The sequence below is a fragment of the Nonomuraea sp. NPDC001636 genome (assembly GCF_040298265.1).
Taxonomy (GTDB): domain Bacteria; phylum Actinomycetota; class Actinomycetes; order Streptosporangiales; family Streptosporangiaceae; genus Nonomuraea.
Map to the genome: position 1 here is coordinate 241,212 of NZ_JBEOZT010000012.1, position 16,202 is coordinate 257,413.

Annotated in this window: 16 protein-coding genes; 5 read left to right on the forward strand and 11 right to left on the reverse strand. The window is 75.4% G+C overall.

The features are described 5' to 3' along the window. The first annotated feature begins 110 nt into the window (after positions 1-110). Positions 111-575: a MarR family winged helix-turn-helix transcriptional regulator gene (locus tag ABT158_RS23845; RefSeq protein ID WP_352356761.1), complete on the forward strand. Its 465-nt coding sequence runs from the start codon at positions 111-113 to the stop codon at positions 573-575. A gap of 248 nt (positions 576-823) precedes the next feature. After that, complete coding sequence (locus ABT158_RS23850) at positions 824-1,420, forward strand: zinc-binding dehydrogenase (protein ID WP_352356800.1); 597 nt, start codon at positions 824-826, stop codon at positions 1,418-1,420. 12 nt (positions 1,421-1,432) lie between these two features. On the opposite strand, the gene ABT158_RS23855 is transcribed toward ABT158_RS23850, so the two are convergent. Further along, positions 1,433-2,275: a LysR family transcriptional regulator gene (locus ABT158_RS23855; protein ID WP_352356763.1), complete on the reverse strand. Its 843-nt coding sequence runs from the start codon at positions 2,273-2,275 to the stop codon at positions 1,433-1,435. A 72-nt stretch (positions 2,276-2,347) separates the two neighbouring features. On the opposite strand from ABT158_RS23855, the gene ABT158_RS23860 reads away from it, so the two are divergent. Beyond that, a complete protein-coding gene (locus ABT158_RS23860) occupies positions 2,348-3,598 on the forward strand; it encodes an MFS transporter (RefSeq protein WP_352356765.1) in 1,251 nt (416 codons plus the stop codon). Here the strand turns inward: ABT158_RS23860 and ABT158_RS23865 are convergent. Both ABT158_RS23865 and ABT158_RS23870 read right to left on the reverse strand, forming a co-directional pair. Next, positions 3,537-4,064, reverse strand: coding sequence for a DUF1062 domain-containing protein (locus ABT158_RS23865; protein WP_352356767.1), 528 nt, complete (start codon positions 4,062-4,064; stop codon positions 3,537-3,539). The genes ABT158_RS23860 and ABT158_RS23865 overlap by 62 nt on opposite strands. 168 nt (positions 4,065-4,232) lie before the next feature. Continuing rightward, positions 4,233-4,607: a VOC family protein gene (locus ABT158_RS23870; RefSeq protein ID WP_352356769.1), complete on the reverse strand. Its 375-nt coding sequence runs from the start codon at positions 4,605-4,607 to the stop codon at positions 4,233-4,235. A gap of 163 nt (positions 4,608-4,770) precedes the next feature. Between ABT158_RS23870 and ABT158_RS23875 the strand changes: the two genes are divergently transcribed. Continuing rightward, positions 4,771-5,913, forward strand: coding sequence for a glycoside hydrolase family 26 protein (locus ABT158_RS23875; RefSeq protein ID WP_352356770.1), 1,143 nt, complete (start codon positions 4,771-4,773; stop codon positions 5,911-5,913). Here the strand turns inward: ABT158_RS23875 and ABT158_RS23880 are convergent. Genes ABT158_RS23880 through ABT158_RS23915 form a run of 8 tightly spaced genes read right to left on the reverse strand, consistent with a single transcriptional unit; the run spans position 5,868 to position 14,569 of the window. Beyond that, positions 5,868-7,031, reverse strand: coding sequence for a glycosyltransferase (locus tag ABT158_RS23880; RefSeq protein WP_352356772.1), 1,164 nt, complete (start codon positions 7,029-7,031; stop codon positions 5,868-5,870). The two genes, ABT158_RS23875 and ABT158_RS23880, sit on opposite strands and share 46 nt — an antisense overlap. Then, positions 7,028-8,146 (reverse strand): GNAT family N-acetyltransferase, encoded by a 1,119-nt coding sequence (locus tag ABT158_RS23885; protein ID WP_352356774.1) that lies wholly within the window; start codon positions 8,144-8,146, stop codon positions 7,028-7,030. Before ABT158_RS23885 ends, ABT158_RS23880 begins: the two co-directional genes overlap by 4 nt. Further along, positions 8,143-8,769: a YveK family protein gene (locus tag ABT158_RS23890; protein WP_352356776.1), complete on the reverse strand. Its 627-nt coding sequence runs from the start codon at positions 8,767-8,769 to the stop codon at positions 8,143-8,145. Before ABT158_RS23890 ends, ABT158_RS23885 begins: the two co-directional genes overlap by 4 nt. After that, positions 8,766-9,866 (reverse strand): glycosyltransferase, encoded by a 1,101-nt coding sequence (locus tag ABT158_RS23895; protein ID WP_352356778.1) that lies wholly within the window; start codon positions 9,864-9,866, stop codon positions 8,766-8,768. Before ABT158_RS23895 ends, ABT158_RS23890 begins: the two co-directional genes overlap by 4 nt. Continuing rightward, a complete protein-coding gene (locus ABT158_RS23900; protein WP_352356782.1) occupies positions 9,863-10,576 on the reverse strand; it encodes a polysaccharide deacetylase family protein in 714 nt (237 codons plus the stop codon). Before ABT158_RS23900 ends, ABT158_RS23895 begins: the two co-directional genes overlap by 4 nt. Beyond that, positions 10,573-11,946, reverse strand: a complete 1,374-nt coding sequence (locus tag ABT158_RS23905) for a lipid II flippase MurJ (protein WP_352356784.1) — start codon at positions 11,944-11,946, stop codon at positions 10,573-10,575. The genes ABT158_RS23900 and ABT158_RS23905 overlap by 4 nt, the downstream gene beginning before the upstream one ends. Continuing rightward, the gene (locus ABT158_RS23910; RefSeq protein ID WP_352356786.1) at positions 11,901-13,205 is read right to left on the reverse strand and encodes an O-antigen ligase family protein; all 1,305 of its coding nucleotides are present in this window, start codon (positions 13,203-13,205) and stop codon (positions 11,901-11,903) included. Before ABT158_RS23910 ends, ABT158_RS23905 begins: the two co-directional genes overlap by 46 nt. Next, complete coding sequence (locus tag ABT158_RS23915; protein ID WP_352356788.1) at positions 13,187-14,569, reverse strand: exopolysaccharide biosynthesis polyprenyl glycosylphosphotransferase; 1,383 nt, start codon at positions 14,567-14,569, stop codon at positions 13,187-13,189. The genes ABT158_RS23910 and ABT158_RS23915 overlap by 19 nt, the downstream gene beginning before the upstream one ends. 721 nt (positions 14,570-15,290) lie before the next feature. Between ABT158_RS23915 and ABT158_RS23920 the strand changes: the two genes are divergently transcribed. Next, positions 15,291-16,088 carry a hypothetical protein gene (locus ABT158_RS23920; protein WP_352356790.1) on the forward strand — a complete coding sequence of 266 codons (798 nt, stop codon included), beginning with the start codon at positions 15,291-15,293 and terminating at the stop codon, positions 16,086-16,088. Positions 16,089-16,202 lie beyond the last annotated feature (114 nt).

Sequence of the window (16,202 nt, forward strand, 5' to 3'; positions counted from 1 at the left end):
CGCGGCGAAGTGCAGGCAATTGAGCCACAGGAAGAAGCTTGCATGTGCATGTATGCTTTTGTCAATCCCGTGTCCGAGGGACCGGGTCCTCAGAGAAGGAGGAGGCTTCCATGGCTCCGACGGCACCCACTCCGCACCCGGCCCCGGCGCCCTCGGCGGTGTCCAGCTCCTGGAACGACGTCCTGCTGCTGCACGCCCGCGTGGAGAACGCCCTGGCCACCGCCCTCCAGCGGCGGCACGGCATCGGCCTGTCGGAGTACCGGGCGCTCGGCCACCTCGCCACCTCCGACGCCGGCGAGCTGCGCATGCAGGAGCTGGCCGACCGGATCGGGCTCAACCAGAGCTCCGTGACCCGGCTGGTGACCCGGCTGAACACGGCGGAGCTCACGTACCGGGACCTGTGCCCCGACGACAAGCGCGGGGTCTACACCGTCATCACCGACGCGGGCCGGGCCCGCTACGCCGAGGCGAACGTCACCTACGAGGCGACGCTGAGGACCGCCCTGGAGGAAGCCGCCCGGGTCGACCCGCGGCTGGCCGCGGCACTGCCCGCCCTGGGCCTGCTCGACCGGTGACCCCGCCATCCCCTTTGTCCCGAATATCGAGGAGTTGAACATGCGCGCTGTGCGGATCACCCGCTTCGGCGGCCCGGACGTCCTGACGGTCGCCGAGGCGCCGCCACCCCGGGCCTCGGACGGCGAGGTGCTGGTGAGGGTGGTCGCCTCCGCCCTGAACCCGGTTGACGACAAGACCCGTGAAGGGGCGATCGGAGAGGGCGCCCCTCCCCTGCCGACGACCCTGGGATGGGAACGACCTCGTGGCCATGCCGGTCGGCTCGCTGGCCGTCGCGCCGTCGGCGGTCAGCCTGGTGGAGGCGGCGACGCTGCCGTTGCCGGGGCTCACCGCCCTGCAGACGCTCGACTGGCTGAACGTCCGGGCGGGTGAGCGGCTGCTGGTGGCGGGCGCGGCCGGCGCGGTGGGCGGGCTGGCCGTCCAGCTGGCGCGGGCGCGCGGCGCCCGGGTGGACGCGCTGGTCTCCAGGCCGGCGCAGGTCGAGGCGGCCAAGGAGTTGGGGGCCGAACGGGTCACCACCGACCCCGCCGCCCTTCCGGTGGGCGCCTACGACGCCGTCTTCGACACCTTCGGCGCCTTCGCCGTCGCGGCCGTGGCCGACGGAGGCCGCTACGCCTCCGTCGCCACCCAGGCCGGGCCGGTGCCCGACCTGTCCCATCGATCGGTCCGCACCACCGTCAACCAGGTGCGCGAGGACGGCCCCGGCCTCGCCGAGCTGACCAAGGCGGTCGACGCGGGCCAGGTCAGGGCCCGCATCGAGGCCCAGTACGGCCTGCGGGACGTACGGGCGGCCCACGAGCACTTCCGGCGCGGCCGGCTGAGCGGCAAGATCGCCCTGGTGCTCTGAGCCTGGCGGCGCTCAGACCATGCGTCGCAGCGCGGTCTCCACGGCGTCGATCAGCGCATCCCCCTCGGTCTGCGGATGCCGGGCCAGGCCCAGCTCGACGTCGGGCAGGGCGGGCAGGGCGGCCGGGTCGTGGCAGGCCATGTCCGGTTCGAGGTTGCCGGGCATGAGCGCGGCGACCCCGAGCCCGGCCCGCAGCGCCGCGAGCACGCCGGCCAGGCTGTTGCTCTCGAACACCGGCCGCCACCGCCGTCCGGTGCGGTCGAGCGTCTCGACCACCGACGTGCGCCACGCGCACGTCCCGGTGAACAGCACCACCGGCAGCGGATCGGCGGCCGGGTCGACGCCGTGGCCGACCGCCCACACCAGCGGGCGCCGCACGGTCCAGCGCGGCGGCGCGGGCAGGTCGGTCGCCTCGTCGAGCACGAGCTGCACGCGGCCGGCGTGGTAGGCCTCCCGGATCGTGACGCCGGACAGGCTCAGCACCTCCAGCGTCGCGCCGGGGTGCAGCCGGGCCAGGTCGGCGAGGGCCTGCGGCAGCTGCGCCGCGGCCAGGTCCTCCAGCAGCCCGACGCCGCAGCGGCCGGTGAGCGCGCGCCCGGTCGCGGTGAGCGCCTGCGCGGAGAGCGCCAGGATGCGCTCGGCGTAGGGCAGCAGCTCCTCCCCCGCCCGCGTCAGCGACACGCCGGACGGCGACCGGTGGAGCAGCGGGCGGCCGACCGCGCTCTCCAGCTTGCGCAACTGCTGGCTGAGCGCGGGCTGGGTGTGGCCGAGCGCGGTGGCGGCGCGGCTGATGCTGCCCGCCCGCACAGCCGTGACGAACGACCGCAGCAACGCCGTCTCCAGGTCTCTGGCCATAAGCATTCATTATGCCTGGTCCAACGAAACAACGTCTTCCTATGACCTGCGGGATGACCTAGCGTCGCCCGGGTGACCGGATACCGACAGGTTCTCGCCGTGCGGGGGATGGCATCGCTGCTGGGCGTCTCGCTGCTCGCCCGTGCCGCGATCACCGCCGACGTGACCGCGCTGACCATGTACGTCGTGCTGCGCCTGGACCTGGGCTACGTGGCCGCGGGCGGCGTCGCGGCCGCCCTGACCGCCGGGGTGGCGCTGGGCGGGCCGCTGCTGGGCCGCTTGACGGACCGGCGGGGGCTGCGGACCGTGCTCACGCTCACCGTCGTGTCGCAGGGGGTGTTCTGGGCGAGCGTGCCCGTCCTGCCGTACGCGGCCCTGCTGGGCGCATCCTTCGCGGCGGGGCTGCTGATGGTGCCGGTCCAGGCGGTGACCAGGCAGGCGATCGCCGCGATGACGACGCCGGGGCAGCGGCGGGCCGCGTTCGCGCTGGAGTCGGTGCAGGGCGAGCTGGCGTACCTGGTGGGGCCGGCGCTGGTGATCCTCTGCGCGGCGGAGCTGTCCCCCCAGGCCGTGGCGTGGGGGCTCGGGGCGGTGATCGTGGCCGGCGGGATCGGGGTCGCCCTGCTCGATCCGCCGCTGCGGGCCGAGGGCGAGGTGGAGACCGGTTCGCCCGTCCGTCCGGCGCGCCGGGAGTGGCTGGACCGCCGGATGGTCGCCATGCTGGCGATGGGGTTCGGCGCCACGGCCCTGCTCAGCGGCATCGACCTGGCCATCGTGGCCACGCTCAAGGAGGCGGGCCAGGTGTCCTGGGCCGCCGTGGTGGTGGCCGTGTTCGGCGTGACCTCCGTCGCCGGCGGGCTGGTCTACGGCACGCTGCGCCGTCCGATGCCGACGTGGCTGCTGCTCGGCCTGCTCGGGCTGGTGACGATCCCCGCCGGGCTGGCCCACGACTGGCGCTGGTTGTGCCTGGCCGTCGTCGGCGCCGGGCTGCTCACCGCGCCGACCCTGTCCACGGTGGCCGACGCGGTGAGCCGGCTGGCGCCGGCCGGCGTGCGGGGGGAGGCCACGGGCCTGCAGGCGTCGGCGGCGAGCGCGGGCTTCGCGCTCGGCTCGCCGATCGCCGGGCTGGCGATCGACGCCGCACTGCCCGGCGGCGGCTTCGCGGCCGCCGGGCTGGCCGGCCTCGCCGCCGCCCTCGCCGGGCACCTGCTGTCCCGGTCCCGGCGGACGGACGACCGCCCGCCGGGCCGGCAGCCTCGACCTACACCAGAAGAAAGGAGAAGCCCTGTCTCGTCCGCCGATTCGGCGGGATGTCGATCTTGATGCGGCGGGCGACCTCGGCCCGGCCGACGCCCAGGCCGAGGCTGATCAGCCGTTCGGGACGCAGCGGGACGGGATCGTCGAAGGCGACCGTGATCCGGACGGGCCACGGACTCTCCGGAACGGGCGGCGCGTCGAGCTCCCAGCACCCGTCCCAGTAGAACGCGTACCGGTTCCGGCGGGCGGTCGCCGGGTCGAGCAGGGTCCGCGCCACGAGGGACGGCGAGTTGCCCGAGTACCCGGCCAGCAGGCCGGCGTCCAGCGAGCGGACCGGCACCCGGTCGTGGACGGTGAGCTTGCCCGTCCGGTCACAGGCCACGCAGTTGACCAGGAGCCAGACGTCGAGCAGCTTGCCGTTGGCGTTGACCCGGAACCGGCCGTCACCGGCGGTGGCCCGCCCGGACGGACAGGCCACGCATTGCAGGACGAGCAGGGGCAGGCGGGTGCGCCGCACCACCCAGGGCAGCACGATATGAGGATGTGAAGACATGATCTCTCTGAAGACCTGACGAAGAGCACGGGAAACAGAGCCGACGGCGTCCGTCGGCGACCGATGCGCGGGAAGGTGTCAGGTCTAGAGAGCAGGCGGCGTCATGCGCGCGAAGTCCTCACGAAGGGGTGGGGCAGGGTGCGGCGGTCAGCTCAGGCGGGCGCGCAGCAGGCAGAACTCGTTGCCCTCGGGATCGGCCAGGACGTGCCACGGCTCCTCGCCGGTCTGGCCGACGTCGGCCGGCCGCGCTCCGAGCTTGAGCAGGCGGTCGAGCTCGGCGGCCTGGTCGCGGTCGGTGGCGTTGACGTCGAAGTGCAGCCGCAGCGGGCCTGCCTTGGGCTCGGTGGTGGGGTCGAAGACCAGGGTGGGCTGCAACCCGCCGAACCCCTCCCGCGGGCCGATCTCCACCGAGCCGTCGTCCGGGGTGTCGAGCACGACGAAGTCGAGCACCTCGCACCAGAAGGCGGCCAGGCCGTGGGCGTCTCGGGCGGGGACGATCAGTTCGGAGATGCGGCAAGCCATGATCGGCACCCTACCGGCCGCCGGCCGCCGCCCTCCAATGCTTTACGGCCCCCGGCCACGTGCGGCCCCGGCATCCGCGGCGATCACTTTGCAGTGGCTTGATCACCATCGTCCTCTCTCCGGGTACGTGAGCTGATACACCCTGTAAGGGAGGGGGCGGGCGATGACCGTGAGGATGGCATGGGTCTGCGCGCTGCTGGCCGTGATCGCCGCGGTGATCCCGCCGGCGCTGAGCGCCAAGCGCGCCAAGGAACCGTCCGCCGCCGCCCGCGCCGACCTGTCGTCCGTGCCGTTCGGGGTGTTCCTCGCCTCCGACTGGCGCGGGCCGCACCTGCTGGGCGCGTTCGAGTCGTGGCTGGGGGCGGAGGTCCGGGTGGGGCGGACGTACGTGCCGGGCGAGGCGTGGAACGCGCTCGGCGGGCCGGACTTCGTCCTGCAGCCGTGGATGCGGTGGCGGGCGGCCAAGCCGGGGCGCATGCTGGTGCTCAACGTGCCGATGGTCATGCCGAACGAGGGCGACCTGCCGGACGAGGCCGTGTCGGTGCTGCTGAACGCCGGCGCGGACGGCGCGTTCGACCCGTACTTCGACCGGCTGGCCCGGACGCTGGTGGCCGGGCGCGCGGCGGACACGGTGATCGTCCCGGGCTGGGAGATGAACGGCCTGACCTACTCCAGCCGCTGCTCGGCCGACCCGCCGGCGTGGCAGGCGTACTGGCGGCGGATCGTCGCCGTGATGCGGGCGGTGCCCGGGCAGCGTTTCCGCTTCGATTTCAGCCCCAACCGAGGCCCGGACGCCATCGGCTGGACCGAGTGCTACCCCGGTGACGACGTGGTCGACATCATCGGCATGGACAGCTACGACCAGGGCCCCGGCCACCGGTTCGCCGACTACGTCGACCAGCCGTACGGGCTGGAGGCGCAGGCCGACTTCGCCGCCGCGCACCGCAAGCCGATCTCCTTCCCCGAGTGGGGGCTGTTCCGGTACGGGGACCGGCCGGAGTTCGTGCGCGCCATGCTCGACTGGATCGCCCGGCACGACGTGGCCTACCACTCGATCGTGGACTACTGCCCGCACGGCGTCTGGCAGTGCCCGGCCAACCCGCGGTCGTCGCAGGTGTTCCGGCAGCTCATGCGCGACCCGGGCTTCCGGCGCGGTCCGTCGGCGCCGCCGACCACCCCGCCCGCCACGTCCCCCGCTCCCGCGTCCCCGCCCACGCCCGCCCCCTCCCCTGAGCCGAGCGGGAGCGGGTCGCCGACGTCTCAGCCCCGCCCGGCCGTCACCTCGATGCCCGCGCCCGCGGCCTGACCCGGCCGGGCCAGGCGCAGCGTGTGCGCCGCCAGCCGGTCGAGGGTGACGCGGAGGTCGAACTCGGCCGCCCGCGACGGCGCCGCCCGTTCCTCCGCGCGCCGCACGGCCGGGCCGGTCAGCCGGGCCACGATCGCCGCGGCCAGCGCCCGCGGGTCCTCCGGCTCGACGAGCGCCCCGGTGGCCGGGGTGACCACCTCCGTGAGGCCGGGGACGGCGGCCGCCACCACGGACCGCCCGCAGGCCATGGCCTCCAGCACGGTCAGCGGCAGCCCTTCCCAGCGGGAGGGCAGCACGACCAGGTCGGCGGCGGCGTACCAGGGCCGCGGATCGGCGCCGGCCCCCGGCATGAGGACGCCGGGCGGCGCGTCGCGGCGCAGGCGGGCGAAGCCGTCCCCGTCGCCGACGAGCGCCAGGCAGGCGTCCGGCACCCGGGCCGCGACCTGCCGCCAGGACTCCACCAGCAGGTCCTGGCCCTTCTGCCGGGTGATCCGGCCGACGCAGACGACCAGCTGCCCGTGCGCGGACAGGCCGAGGCCCCGGCGGGCGGCGACGCGCTCGTCCGGCATGACGGGACGGAACCGGGCCAGGTCCACGCCGTTGCGGACGACGGCCAGCGGCCCGCGCACGCCCGCGTCCCCGGCCTGCCGGTGCTCCCCCTGGCCGACGCAGAGCACCAGCTGCGTCCACCGGGTGGCGGCACGCTCCCAGGAGACGGCCGCGGCGGCGAGCGTGCCCCGGCCGGCCAGCCAGGACCAGCCGTGCGGCTGGAACAGCGTCGGCACGCGGCCCCGCAACACCGCCCGGCCGACCAGCCCGGCCTTGGAGGAGTGCAGATGCACCACGTCGGGACGGAACCGGCGCACGATCCGGCCCAGGACGACGGCGGCGGCCAGATCGGCCGGATGCGGCGCCCGTACCGCGGGCCAGGGCAGATGCGGCAGCCCGAGGGCGGCCAGCCGCTCGCCGAGCGGTCCGCGCGGCGGCGCGGCGACGGCGACCGTCCAGCCCCGCCGGCGCTGGTCGGCGCAGGCGCTCTCGACGTAGGCCGCGACGCCGCCCTCGGTGGGCTGGCTGACGTGCAGCACGCGCGGGGCGTGCGGGGTGAAGGTCGTCATCGCGGCCTGCGCAGGGCCCGGTCGAGCGCCGCCCAGCGGTCCCGGAGCGCCCGGCCGCCCACCCGGGCGCGGGCGGCGAGGGCGTAGAGCGTCGCGGCCGGCGTCCTGGCCAGCAGGAGCCGGTTGCTGACCGCCGGCCGGCCGCCCCACTTGGTCTTGTGGGACTCGGCTCCGCGCAGCAGCGACATCGTCGGCCGGCCCAGCCGGTGCGCGAGCCCGAGGTCGGTGCGCAGCAGCATGGTCACGACGTCCAGCTGCCCACGCAGGTCGGGATGGGTGCCGTAGAGGTAGCCGCCGACGAAGTCCTTGCCCACGAGCAGCAGGTCCACCGCGACGACCCGGCCGTCCAGGTGGTATTCGGTCAGCTTCGCCTGCCGGTCGGCCACCAGCCGCCGGGCGGCCCGCGCCAGGTGGGCGTGGAAGCGCGGCCTGGTGTGCTCGACGTTGATGCCGCGGCCCTGCCACTGGAGGGCGTGCAGGTCGAGCAGGCGCGCGACGGCGTGCTCGGCCTCGTCGGCCGGCACGTCCAGGACCTGGATCGGAGCGTCGTCCACGCGTCTGAGCTCGCGGCGCAGCTTGGTGCCGTTCCGGCCGGGCAGCCCGGCGAGCAGCTGGTGGAGGGGGACGCCGGGCAGCTCGACGCAGGTCGAGGCGGGCAGCCGCCAGGAGCGGCCCGGCCAGGCCGCCGCCAGCCGATCGGCGTCGGCCCCCTGGCGTACCTCCGGCAGGTCGAGCACGTCCCATCCGGGCAGCTCGGCCAGGGCCCGGCCGAGCGCCGCCGGCAGGTCGGGGTCGCCGTCCTCGATCAGCACGTCCGTGTAGTCGGACTGGTCGTCGCCGAGCGGCCGCAGGACGCGCAGCCCCGCGCGGCGGACGGTCATGACGGGGGCCGCGGCCACCAGCCGTCCCCGTCTGCGCAGCAGGACCACGTTCAGGCCGGGGTCGTCGCCGTAGGTCTCCCACCAGGACGACAGCCAGGCGTGCGACTGGAACGGCGTCGCCGCCGGGGAGCGGTCGTGCAGGCCGGCCCACTCCCCCGCCAGGGCGCGCAGGCGTTCCGCGCCGGTAACGACCTCGGTGGCCAGGTCCGGGCCCTGGCGGATCGCGGTGGTCATGCCGACGCCGTCTCGGCCGGCCGGCGCGCGGGCGGGACCTGCCGGTCGTCCCGCCGGTCGTCCTGTCGTCGCCCGGCGGGGGCCGCCAGCCAGATCAGGGCGGCCAGTAGCAGGCCGCCCGCCGTGCTGACGGCGGTGGCGAGTAGGGGCCGGGGCGAGCTGGGCGTGGCGGGCGGCACGGCGGGGGCGAAACTGGACAGCCGGACGCCGGTGTCGGCGCTGTGCCGGTTGGCGTAGGCGGTGAGCGCGGCCGCGGCGCTGTTGGCCCGCCGGGCGGCCTCCTCGGGGGTGCCGGCGAGGGCGGCCAGCCGGATCAGCGGCGCGTCCGGCGAGGCCGACGCCTGCAGCGTGGTCCGCAGCAGCTCGCCGTCGGCCAGGTAGGCGTCGCCGGTCCCGGCGAGCAGGCCGGGGTGGACGGTCACCCTGGCGTAGGCCTGCGCGAAGTCGGCTTCCTGGGTGGGCACGCCCTGCCGTACCGAGCTGACGACCGCGTAGGCGTCGGCGGTGTAGACGGGCTCCTGGGTCAGCGAGTACGCCAGCCCCGCCCCCATGCCGATCAGCGGGAGCGCGAGCAGGGACCAGGTGCGGAGCGCGCCGGCGGCGCGCTGGACCGGGTGAGTCATGACAGCCTTTCCTGGTGGCGCCTGGTGAGCAGGCGGTCGTAGAGGTCGTGCAGGCGCCGGGCTTGCCGGCGCACGTCGTAGCGGTCGAGGGCCGGGGGCGGCGGCAGGCGGGTGCGCGGTCCGTCGCGGAGCGCGGCCAGCTCGGCGGCCAGCCGGTGGGGCGGCACCCGGCGGGCGCCGGGGACCGTCCCGGGGGGCAGGTCGTCGATCGCCGGGCACGCGCCGTACAGCACGGGCAGCCCGGCGGCGAGCGCCTCGACGACGGCCAGGCCGAACGTCTCCTCCTGCGAGGGGGCGGCCAGCACGTCCATGGCCGACAGCAGGGCGGGCACGTGCACGCTCTCCCCGGCGAGGACGACCCGCCGCCCGACGCCGAGCCGCTCGGCCAGCGAGCGCAGCCGGGGTTGTTCCGGCCCGGCGCCGACGAGCAGCAGCACCGCGCCGTCCAGCCGCGGCAGCGCCTCGACCAGCAGGTGGAAGTTCTTGCCCGCCACCAGGCGGCCGACCCCGCCGACGACGAACGACTCCGGCGGGATGCCCAGGCTCAGCCGGGCCTGGCGCGCGGCGCTCGGATCGTGGCGGAAGGCGGCCAGGTCCACGCCGTTGGGGATGGTGACGACGTGCGAGGGCGGCAGGCCCCAGCCGTGCAGCCGGTCGGCCACGGTGGGCGAGACGGCGACGACGGCGTGCGTCAGCCGGGCGCTCGCCCGGTACAGCGCGCGGACGGGCGCCGTGACCGGCCGTCCCTCGATGTGCCGGGCCCCCGCCGAGTGCTCGGTGCTGACGACGACCGGCACGGCGGCCAGCCGGGCGGCGAGCGGCGCGTAGACGCAGGCGCGGTACAGGTGCGCGTGCACGACCTGGTAGCGGCCGGCGCGCATGAGGGCGGTGAGCCGGGGCAGCGCCCGCAGGTCCCGGTTGCCGCCCATGCCGACGGCGCGTACGGGCGTCCCGGCGGCGCGGATGGCGTCGGCCAGGACGCCGGGCCTGGTCAGGACGGCGACCTCGCTGGCGCAGTCCATGTGCGGCAGGAGCGTGCGCAGCTGCTGCTCGGCCCCGCCGGCGGCCAGCCCGGTGATGACGTGCAGGACCTTCATCGGGGCCGCCCCCAGCGCAGCCGGTGGCAGGCGGTCTTGGCGAGCAGCCGGGCGGCGGTGTCGCGGTCGCCGACGTAGCGGCGGGGCAGGGCGTGCGGCCCGGCGAGCCGGCCGGGACGGACGGCGCAGGCGTGCTCGTAGCCGGCCTGCCGGACGGCGGCGACCTCGCGGGCGGTCAGCTCGCCGTAGGGGTAGGCGAAGCCGGTGACGGGGGCGCCGAGCACGTCCTGGAGCATGAGTTTGCTCGTGGTGAGCTCGTCGGCCAGCTCGCCCGGGGCGGCGGCCGGCAGGTGGGGGTGGCTGCGGGTGTGGGAGCCGACCTCCATGCCGGCGGCGGCCACCCGGCGCAGCGTGCCGGCGTCCATCAGGGGGCGGGGGCTGACGCCGCGGTCCCAGGCGTTGTGGCCGCCGATCCGGCCGGCGACGACGTACACGGTCGCGGTGAAGCCGTATCCGGCCAGCACCGGGACGACGTCGGTGGCGAAGTCGGCGTAGCCGTCGTCGAAGGTGAGCCCGACGAGCCCGCGCCGGTCGCCGGGATGGTTCAGCAGTTCGCGCACCGACACGCCGCGCAGCCCGCGCCGGGCGAGCCAGCGTATGTGCGCGGCGAAACGCTCGGGGGTGACGACGATGTCGAAGGGGTCCTCGCCGCGCTCGGCGACGGAGTGGTACATCCAGATGAGCGGCAGCGCGCCGGTGCGCGTGCTCATACGCGCTCTCCTTCCCTGACGGTCGTGACGGCCCTCCGCAGCGGCGACAGGCCGAGGCGTGGGAGACCGGCCAGCATGAGCGCGGCGGTCACGGTGATCCCGGCGGCGTTGGCCAGCGCGATGCCGCCCTGCGCCATGCCGGGGACGAGCGCCGCGGCCAGCGTCGCGGTGAGGGCCAGCCCGGCGGCCATCGACAGGGCCGGGTACCACAACCCGCGCCACCCTCCTGCGCAGAAGTAGGCCCGGCAGACCACGCCCACGACGGTGTGGCCCAGCAGGCCGATCGCGTAGAGCCGCAGGACGTGCTCGGTGGCGGTGGCGGCGGCGTCGTCGAAGGCGCCGCGGTGCAGCAGCACGCCCACGATCGTCGGCGCGAAGGCGACCAGCAGCGCGGCGGCGGCGACCGTGACGGCCGCCGCCGCCGCCAGGTCGCGGGCCAGCAGCCGCCAGGCTTGGTGGGTGTCGCCCGCGGCGATGCTGCGGGCCAGGTGCGGATAGGTGACGGTGGCCAGCATCAGCGAGACCACCATCGGCACCTGGGCGATCTTCTGGGCGTAGTTGAGATGGGAGATCGCGCCCGCGGGCAGGTCGGCGGCGAGCACGCGCTCGACCAGCACCTGGCCCTGCCGCAGCAGCGTGAAGGCGATGATGGGCAGCAGCGCGGCGACCGGCAGCACCAGGCGCCGGGGCAGCCGCCGGGGCAGGCCGACCCGCCGCAGGTACGCCGGCGCCTGCGTGGCCACCATGAGGACGGCGCCGGCGGCGACGCCCCACGCGGCGGCCCGGACGCCGAGCGCGTCGTGCCAGATCGCCAGGCAGCCGACGAGCGCCAGGTTGTAGGCCAGGCCGGTGGCCGCGGGCGGGCCGAAGACGTGGTGGGCCCGCAGGGCCGCGCTGGCGTACCCCGCCAGCGCGAACGGCAGGATGCAGCCGCAGCAGATCCGCCAGCACTGGACGGCCAGCCCGCCCTGGGGCAGGCCGGGGGCCAACGCCGCCACCAGCCAGGGCGCGCCGGCCGCGGCGCAGACGGCGACGGCGGCGAGCGCGGCGGCCAGGGCGGGCAACGTCCGCTGCACCAGCGCCGCCCGCTGCCGCGCCCCGGACGCCGTGCTGAACAGCGGGACCAGCCACAGGGCCATCGCCCCTTCGATGAGCAGCGGCGCCGCGGTCTCGGGCACGGTCCAGGCGATCAGGAAGGCGTCGGTGTCGGCGTTGGCGCCGAACAGCGCGGCCATCAGCAGGTCGCGGACGTAGCCGAGCGCCGAGCCGGCGCCGACGAGCATCGTGGTGAGGGCCGCGGCGCGCAGGTCGGCCGCGCCCCGGCTCAGCACGCGGGCCGCCGCGACGGGGACGCGGCGGCGCCGGTCCATCCCGTCGCCAGACCCAGCATGACCGACATGACCAGGCTCGTCGCGCCGCCGATGTCGGCGTAGGCGAAGTCCACGGCCAGCCACGTCACGAAGCCCGCGGCGGCCAGCCCGGCCGGGCCGGAGCGGCCGGGCCGGGTGAGGGCGCGCACGAGGGCCCCGCCCATGAGCAGCGCGAACGCCGCCAGGCCGAGGAGGCCCTGCTCGCTGAGCACCAGCAGGTACATGTTGTGCGGGGACAGCAGCGGCTGGCGGCGGTAGCCGCCGGCCGGGTCCTCGACGTCGCTGCCGGAGGACAGGGCCAGCGGCGCGTAGGTGTCCCGCCAGGCGGCGAACCCCTTGGGGCCGACGCCGGTCACCGGGTGGTCCCGCCACATGCCGGCCGCCGCCTGCCAGAGCTGGTACCGGTCGGTCACCGACCGGTCGGGCTGGTCCACCGAGGAGGTGATGGAGGCGACGCGCTCGGCGATGACCCCGCCGGCGGGCCCGACCAGGAGGGTCAGGAGCACGGCGGCGGCCACGGCGGCCACGGCGGCCCGCGCGGCCAGCCGCGCGCCGCGCAGCACGAGCATCACCGCGACGGCGCAGGCCACCGCGAGCCAGGTGCCGCGGCTGAGCGACATGACCAGCGGCGGGCACAGCGCCGCCGCCGCGACCAGGGCGGCGGCGCGCCGGGCCGGGCCGCCGGTGAGCGCGACCGCCAGGGCGATGATCAGCCCGAAGCTGACCATGCTGGCCAGCGCCATGACCTCGCCGGCGCCGAACGTGCCGACCGCGCGGATCGGCAGGCCCGCGTAGGAGGCGCCGCTGCCCGTGAGCGCCTGCCAGCAGCCCAGCCCGGCCTGGACGATCGCCACGGCCGCGACGGCTCCGCCCACCAGCAGCAGGTCGGACCGCTGCCGCACGGCCACCGTCACGGCGACGGGGACCAGGACGAACACCTGGAGGAACCGGGCCAGGCCGGGCAGCGTCAGCAGGAGGTCGGGCGCCGCGAGGGCGGCCGCCGTCGCCGCGAGCGCCGCGGGCGCGGCCAGCAGGGCCCACCGGCCGGGACGCGCGCCGCCGCGCGCCAGGCTCACCACGACGGACGCCAGCAACCCCAGCGACATCAGGTCGGCGACCCGCGGCTGGACGACGTCGGCGGCCTGCGGCCCGGCGGGCACGCACACGGCGATCACGGTCAGCGCGGCCCACAGGCTGGGACGGGCCGTCAGGCGGCACAGGGACGCCAGGGACGTCCTGATCACGATCGTCCCGGCCACAGCAGGCAGCCGACCGTCCGGATCAAGATCTTGATGTCGCGGCGCAGGGACCAGGTGTCGATGTAGTGGTTGTCCAGCCGCGCCCGGTCCTCGATCGAGGTGTCGCCGCGCAGGCCGTGCGTCTGGGCCCAGCCGGTGAGGCCGACGGGCAACCGGTGGCGGCGTCCGTAGTGGTGGTCGCCGCGGGAGAACAGCTCCACGAAGTGCGGCCGCTCGGGCCGGGGGCCGACCAGGCTCATGTCGCCGCGCAGCACGTTCCACAGCTGCGGCAGCTCGTCCACGGAGCAGGAGCGCAGCAGCCGGGCCACGCGGGTCAGGCGGGGGTCGTCGTCGATGCTCCAGCGGGTGTCGGACTCGCCGGCGCGCAGCGGGGCGAACGTGCGGAGCTTGATGATCTCGATGGGCGTCCCGGCCATCCCCACCCGGACCTGGCGGAACAGCACCCCGGGCCCTCCTTGCCCGCGCAGCAGCAGCATGCAGGCGGCCAGCACCGGGGCGCTGACGACCAGCCCGGCCGTCGCCAGCACGACGTCCAGGGCGCGCTTGAGCGGCCAGGACGCGCGCCGCTGCGGCAACGGCCGCATGCGCAGCATCGGGAAGCCCCGGACGTGCTCGCCGGCGGGGACGAAGTCGACCAGCACGCCGCCGGGTTGCGGCGCCAGGTACACCGGGTACCCCGCCTGCCGGGCCTGTTGCGCCAGCCGGTGGGTCTGCTCCTCGCCGCCCGGCGGCGGGGCCAGGACCACCACGCGGGCGCGGTGCCGGCGGGCCATGGTGAGCAGGGTCTCCGGATCGTCCACGATCGGCTCGTACGGGGCCTGGCCCAGCACGTCGCAGGCGCCGCCGACGGGCAGCAGGCCGTACTCGGTGTGCCGCACCAGGGTCAGCGCGAGGTTCCTGGCGTGCGCGCCGGAGCCGACGACCAGCGTGGGCACGCGGGCGCCGCGGCGGCGGGCCTGGCGCAGCACCGCGCAGACCAGCCCGCGCCCCACCAGCGTCAGCCCGAGGTAGACGGCGACGATCCGGGCCGACTCGCCCGTCCAGACGGCCAGCGTCGTCCGGTGGTCGAGGGCGGCGACGGTCAGCGCGCCGGCGATGGCGGTGGCGCATCCGCCGCGCCACATCCATCCGTCCATCACGGACGGTGACAGCCGGATCCGGTACGTGCCGCCCGCCAGGTTCAGCAGCACGAGCAGCCCCGCCGCCAGGCCGGCGAGCAGCGCGCCGTACCCGGCGTCGAGCACGGGCGCGGCCAGCGCGGCGGCGTCGACGCTCGCGTCGGCGAAGGAGCAGATGGTCCAGCATGTCACCGGACGCCGCCGGCCGGGGGCGTGGCGGGGGGCGCCTCGCTGCGACAGCAGCATGCCCTTTGACGGGGAGTGCGGGAAGGGTTCCTCTTCCCGAAGGGGTGTGACCATATCTGCTCCACTGCGGAAAACAACGGCGATCAATTCAGAGCGTGATATCCACGAACAGGGGGTGGATATGGCTGTCTTACTTATCGCGAAAATTCGCTCATCTTTGGCCTCCATTCCGATAATCGCCCCGATTCGCGGGCAGCGACCAACTTACTTGGAGGGTTCACGGGTACGGCCGGGTGGACGGGATGGCGTCCCACAAAGATTGCGAATTTTCGGGTGTCGCGAAGCTCCGCTATTTGTCCCGGTTCGCCGTTCAGGTAGCGATGAAGATCTTTGCCGGGCCATGGCGGCGGTATGACGCCGCAGGGCCTCATGGGAGATCAGCCGGGCGCCGGCGGTCGCGTCGCGGACTGAGGACATGGTCCGGATCGGCATTATCGCCGCACTCGGGGAATCGGGCGATGGAGACATTCCGTCCGGCGATTTCAGGACGTTTCTCGCGGCCGGCACGGCTGGCGACCCCGGAACGGCTCGCGGACGCCCTGCGAGCCCTCGTGCCGGCGGCAGGCCGCGGAGCCGTCGGAGTGGATCGGGGCGGAGGACGGGAGTGCCCGGCCCTCCGCCCCCCGGCGCGGGCAGGCGGCAGGGGGTACGCGGGTCGGAATGACCATGCGTTGAGCTCGCTTTTAAGGCAACTGAAAGATCATTTCCTAGCGTGGCCCGCATGAGATTCAGCCCAGTCCTGGCGGCCGTCGCCGCCGCCCTGCTCCTCGCGCCCTCCCCCGCCATGGCCACGGCCAAGGCCGCGGCCCCTGCCGCCACCGAGGAGTCCGACCGCGAGATCGTCCTGGCTCAACTCGACTACACGACCGGGCTGTCGGTGACCTTCACCGACAGCGTCCCGTCCGACGAGGTCGGGATGGTCCAGACCGGAATGATCGGTCGCGCTCCCCTCATCGTCCGCGACGACGAGGACACCCTCCTGGAGACCTACCTGGCGGTCACCCCGCCCGACGTCGCGGTCCCTCAGCGTCTCGTCGAGGACCACGGCACGGACCTGCCCGCCGAACTGCAGCGGCGCAGGATCACCAGCGAGCCGGTCACGGCGGGCGGCCTGACCGCCCCGGCGAGCGCGGTCCGCTCCGGCCCGGCGACCTGCACCTGGTCGATCTTCGGCTGGACGCTCTGGCACGACGACGGCGTGCCCGGCCTGCCGGCCAAGGCGTACAGCACGTTCGACTTCGGCGGCTTCAAGCAGAAGATCGCCGAGAGCTACGTCGCCAACTGCACCCCGCCGAGCTCGACCAGCAACCTCTGGGCCCGGCACCGGATCTACTACCGGAACATCTTCGGCAACCTCGTGAAGCACTTCGAGGGCATCGTGCCGCCGGGGTTCCACCAGGCCGTGACGAAGTCGGGCAAGATCAAGCGGCACCGCACGGTCTCCTACGACGACGGCTGGAACGCCGACCCCGCCTGCTTCACCTGCCTCTACTCCCGGGAGGGGCGTTTCCGCAGCTAGCGGCACCGGCGGGGGGCGGCGGCGCGCCGCCGCGGGGGGGGGCGCCCGCCCGCGGACGCGGCCGCCCGGGCCCGCGGGGCGGGGGCCGGCGGGACATCGAGGTCGGCCCCGCGC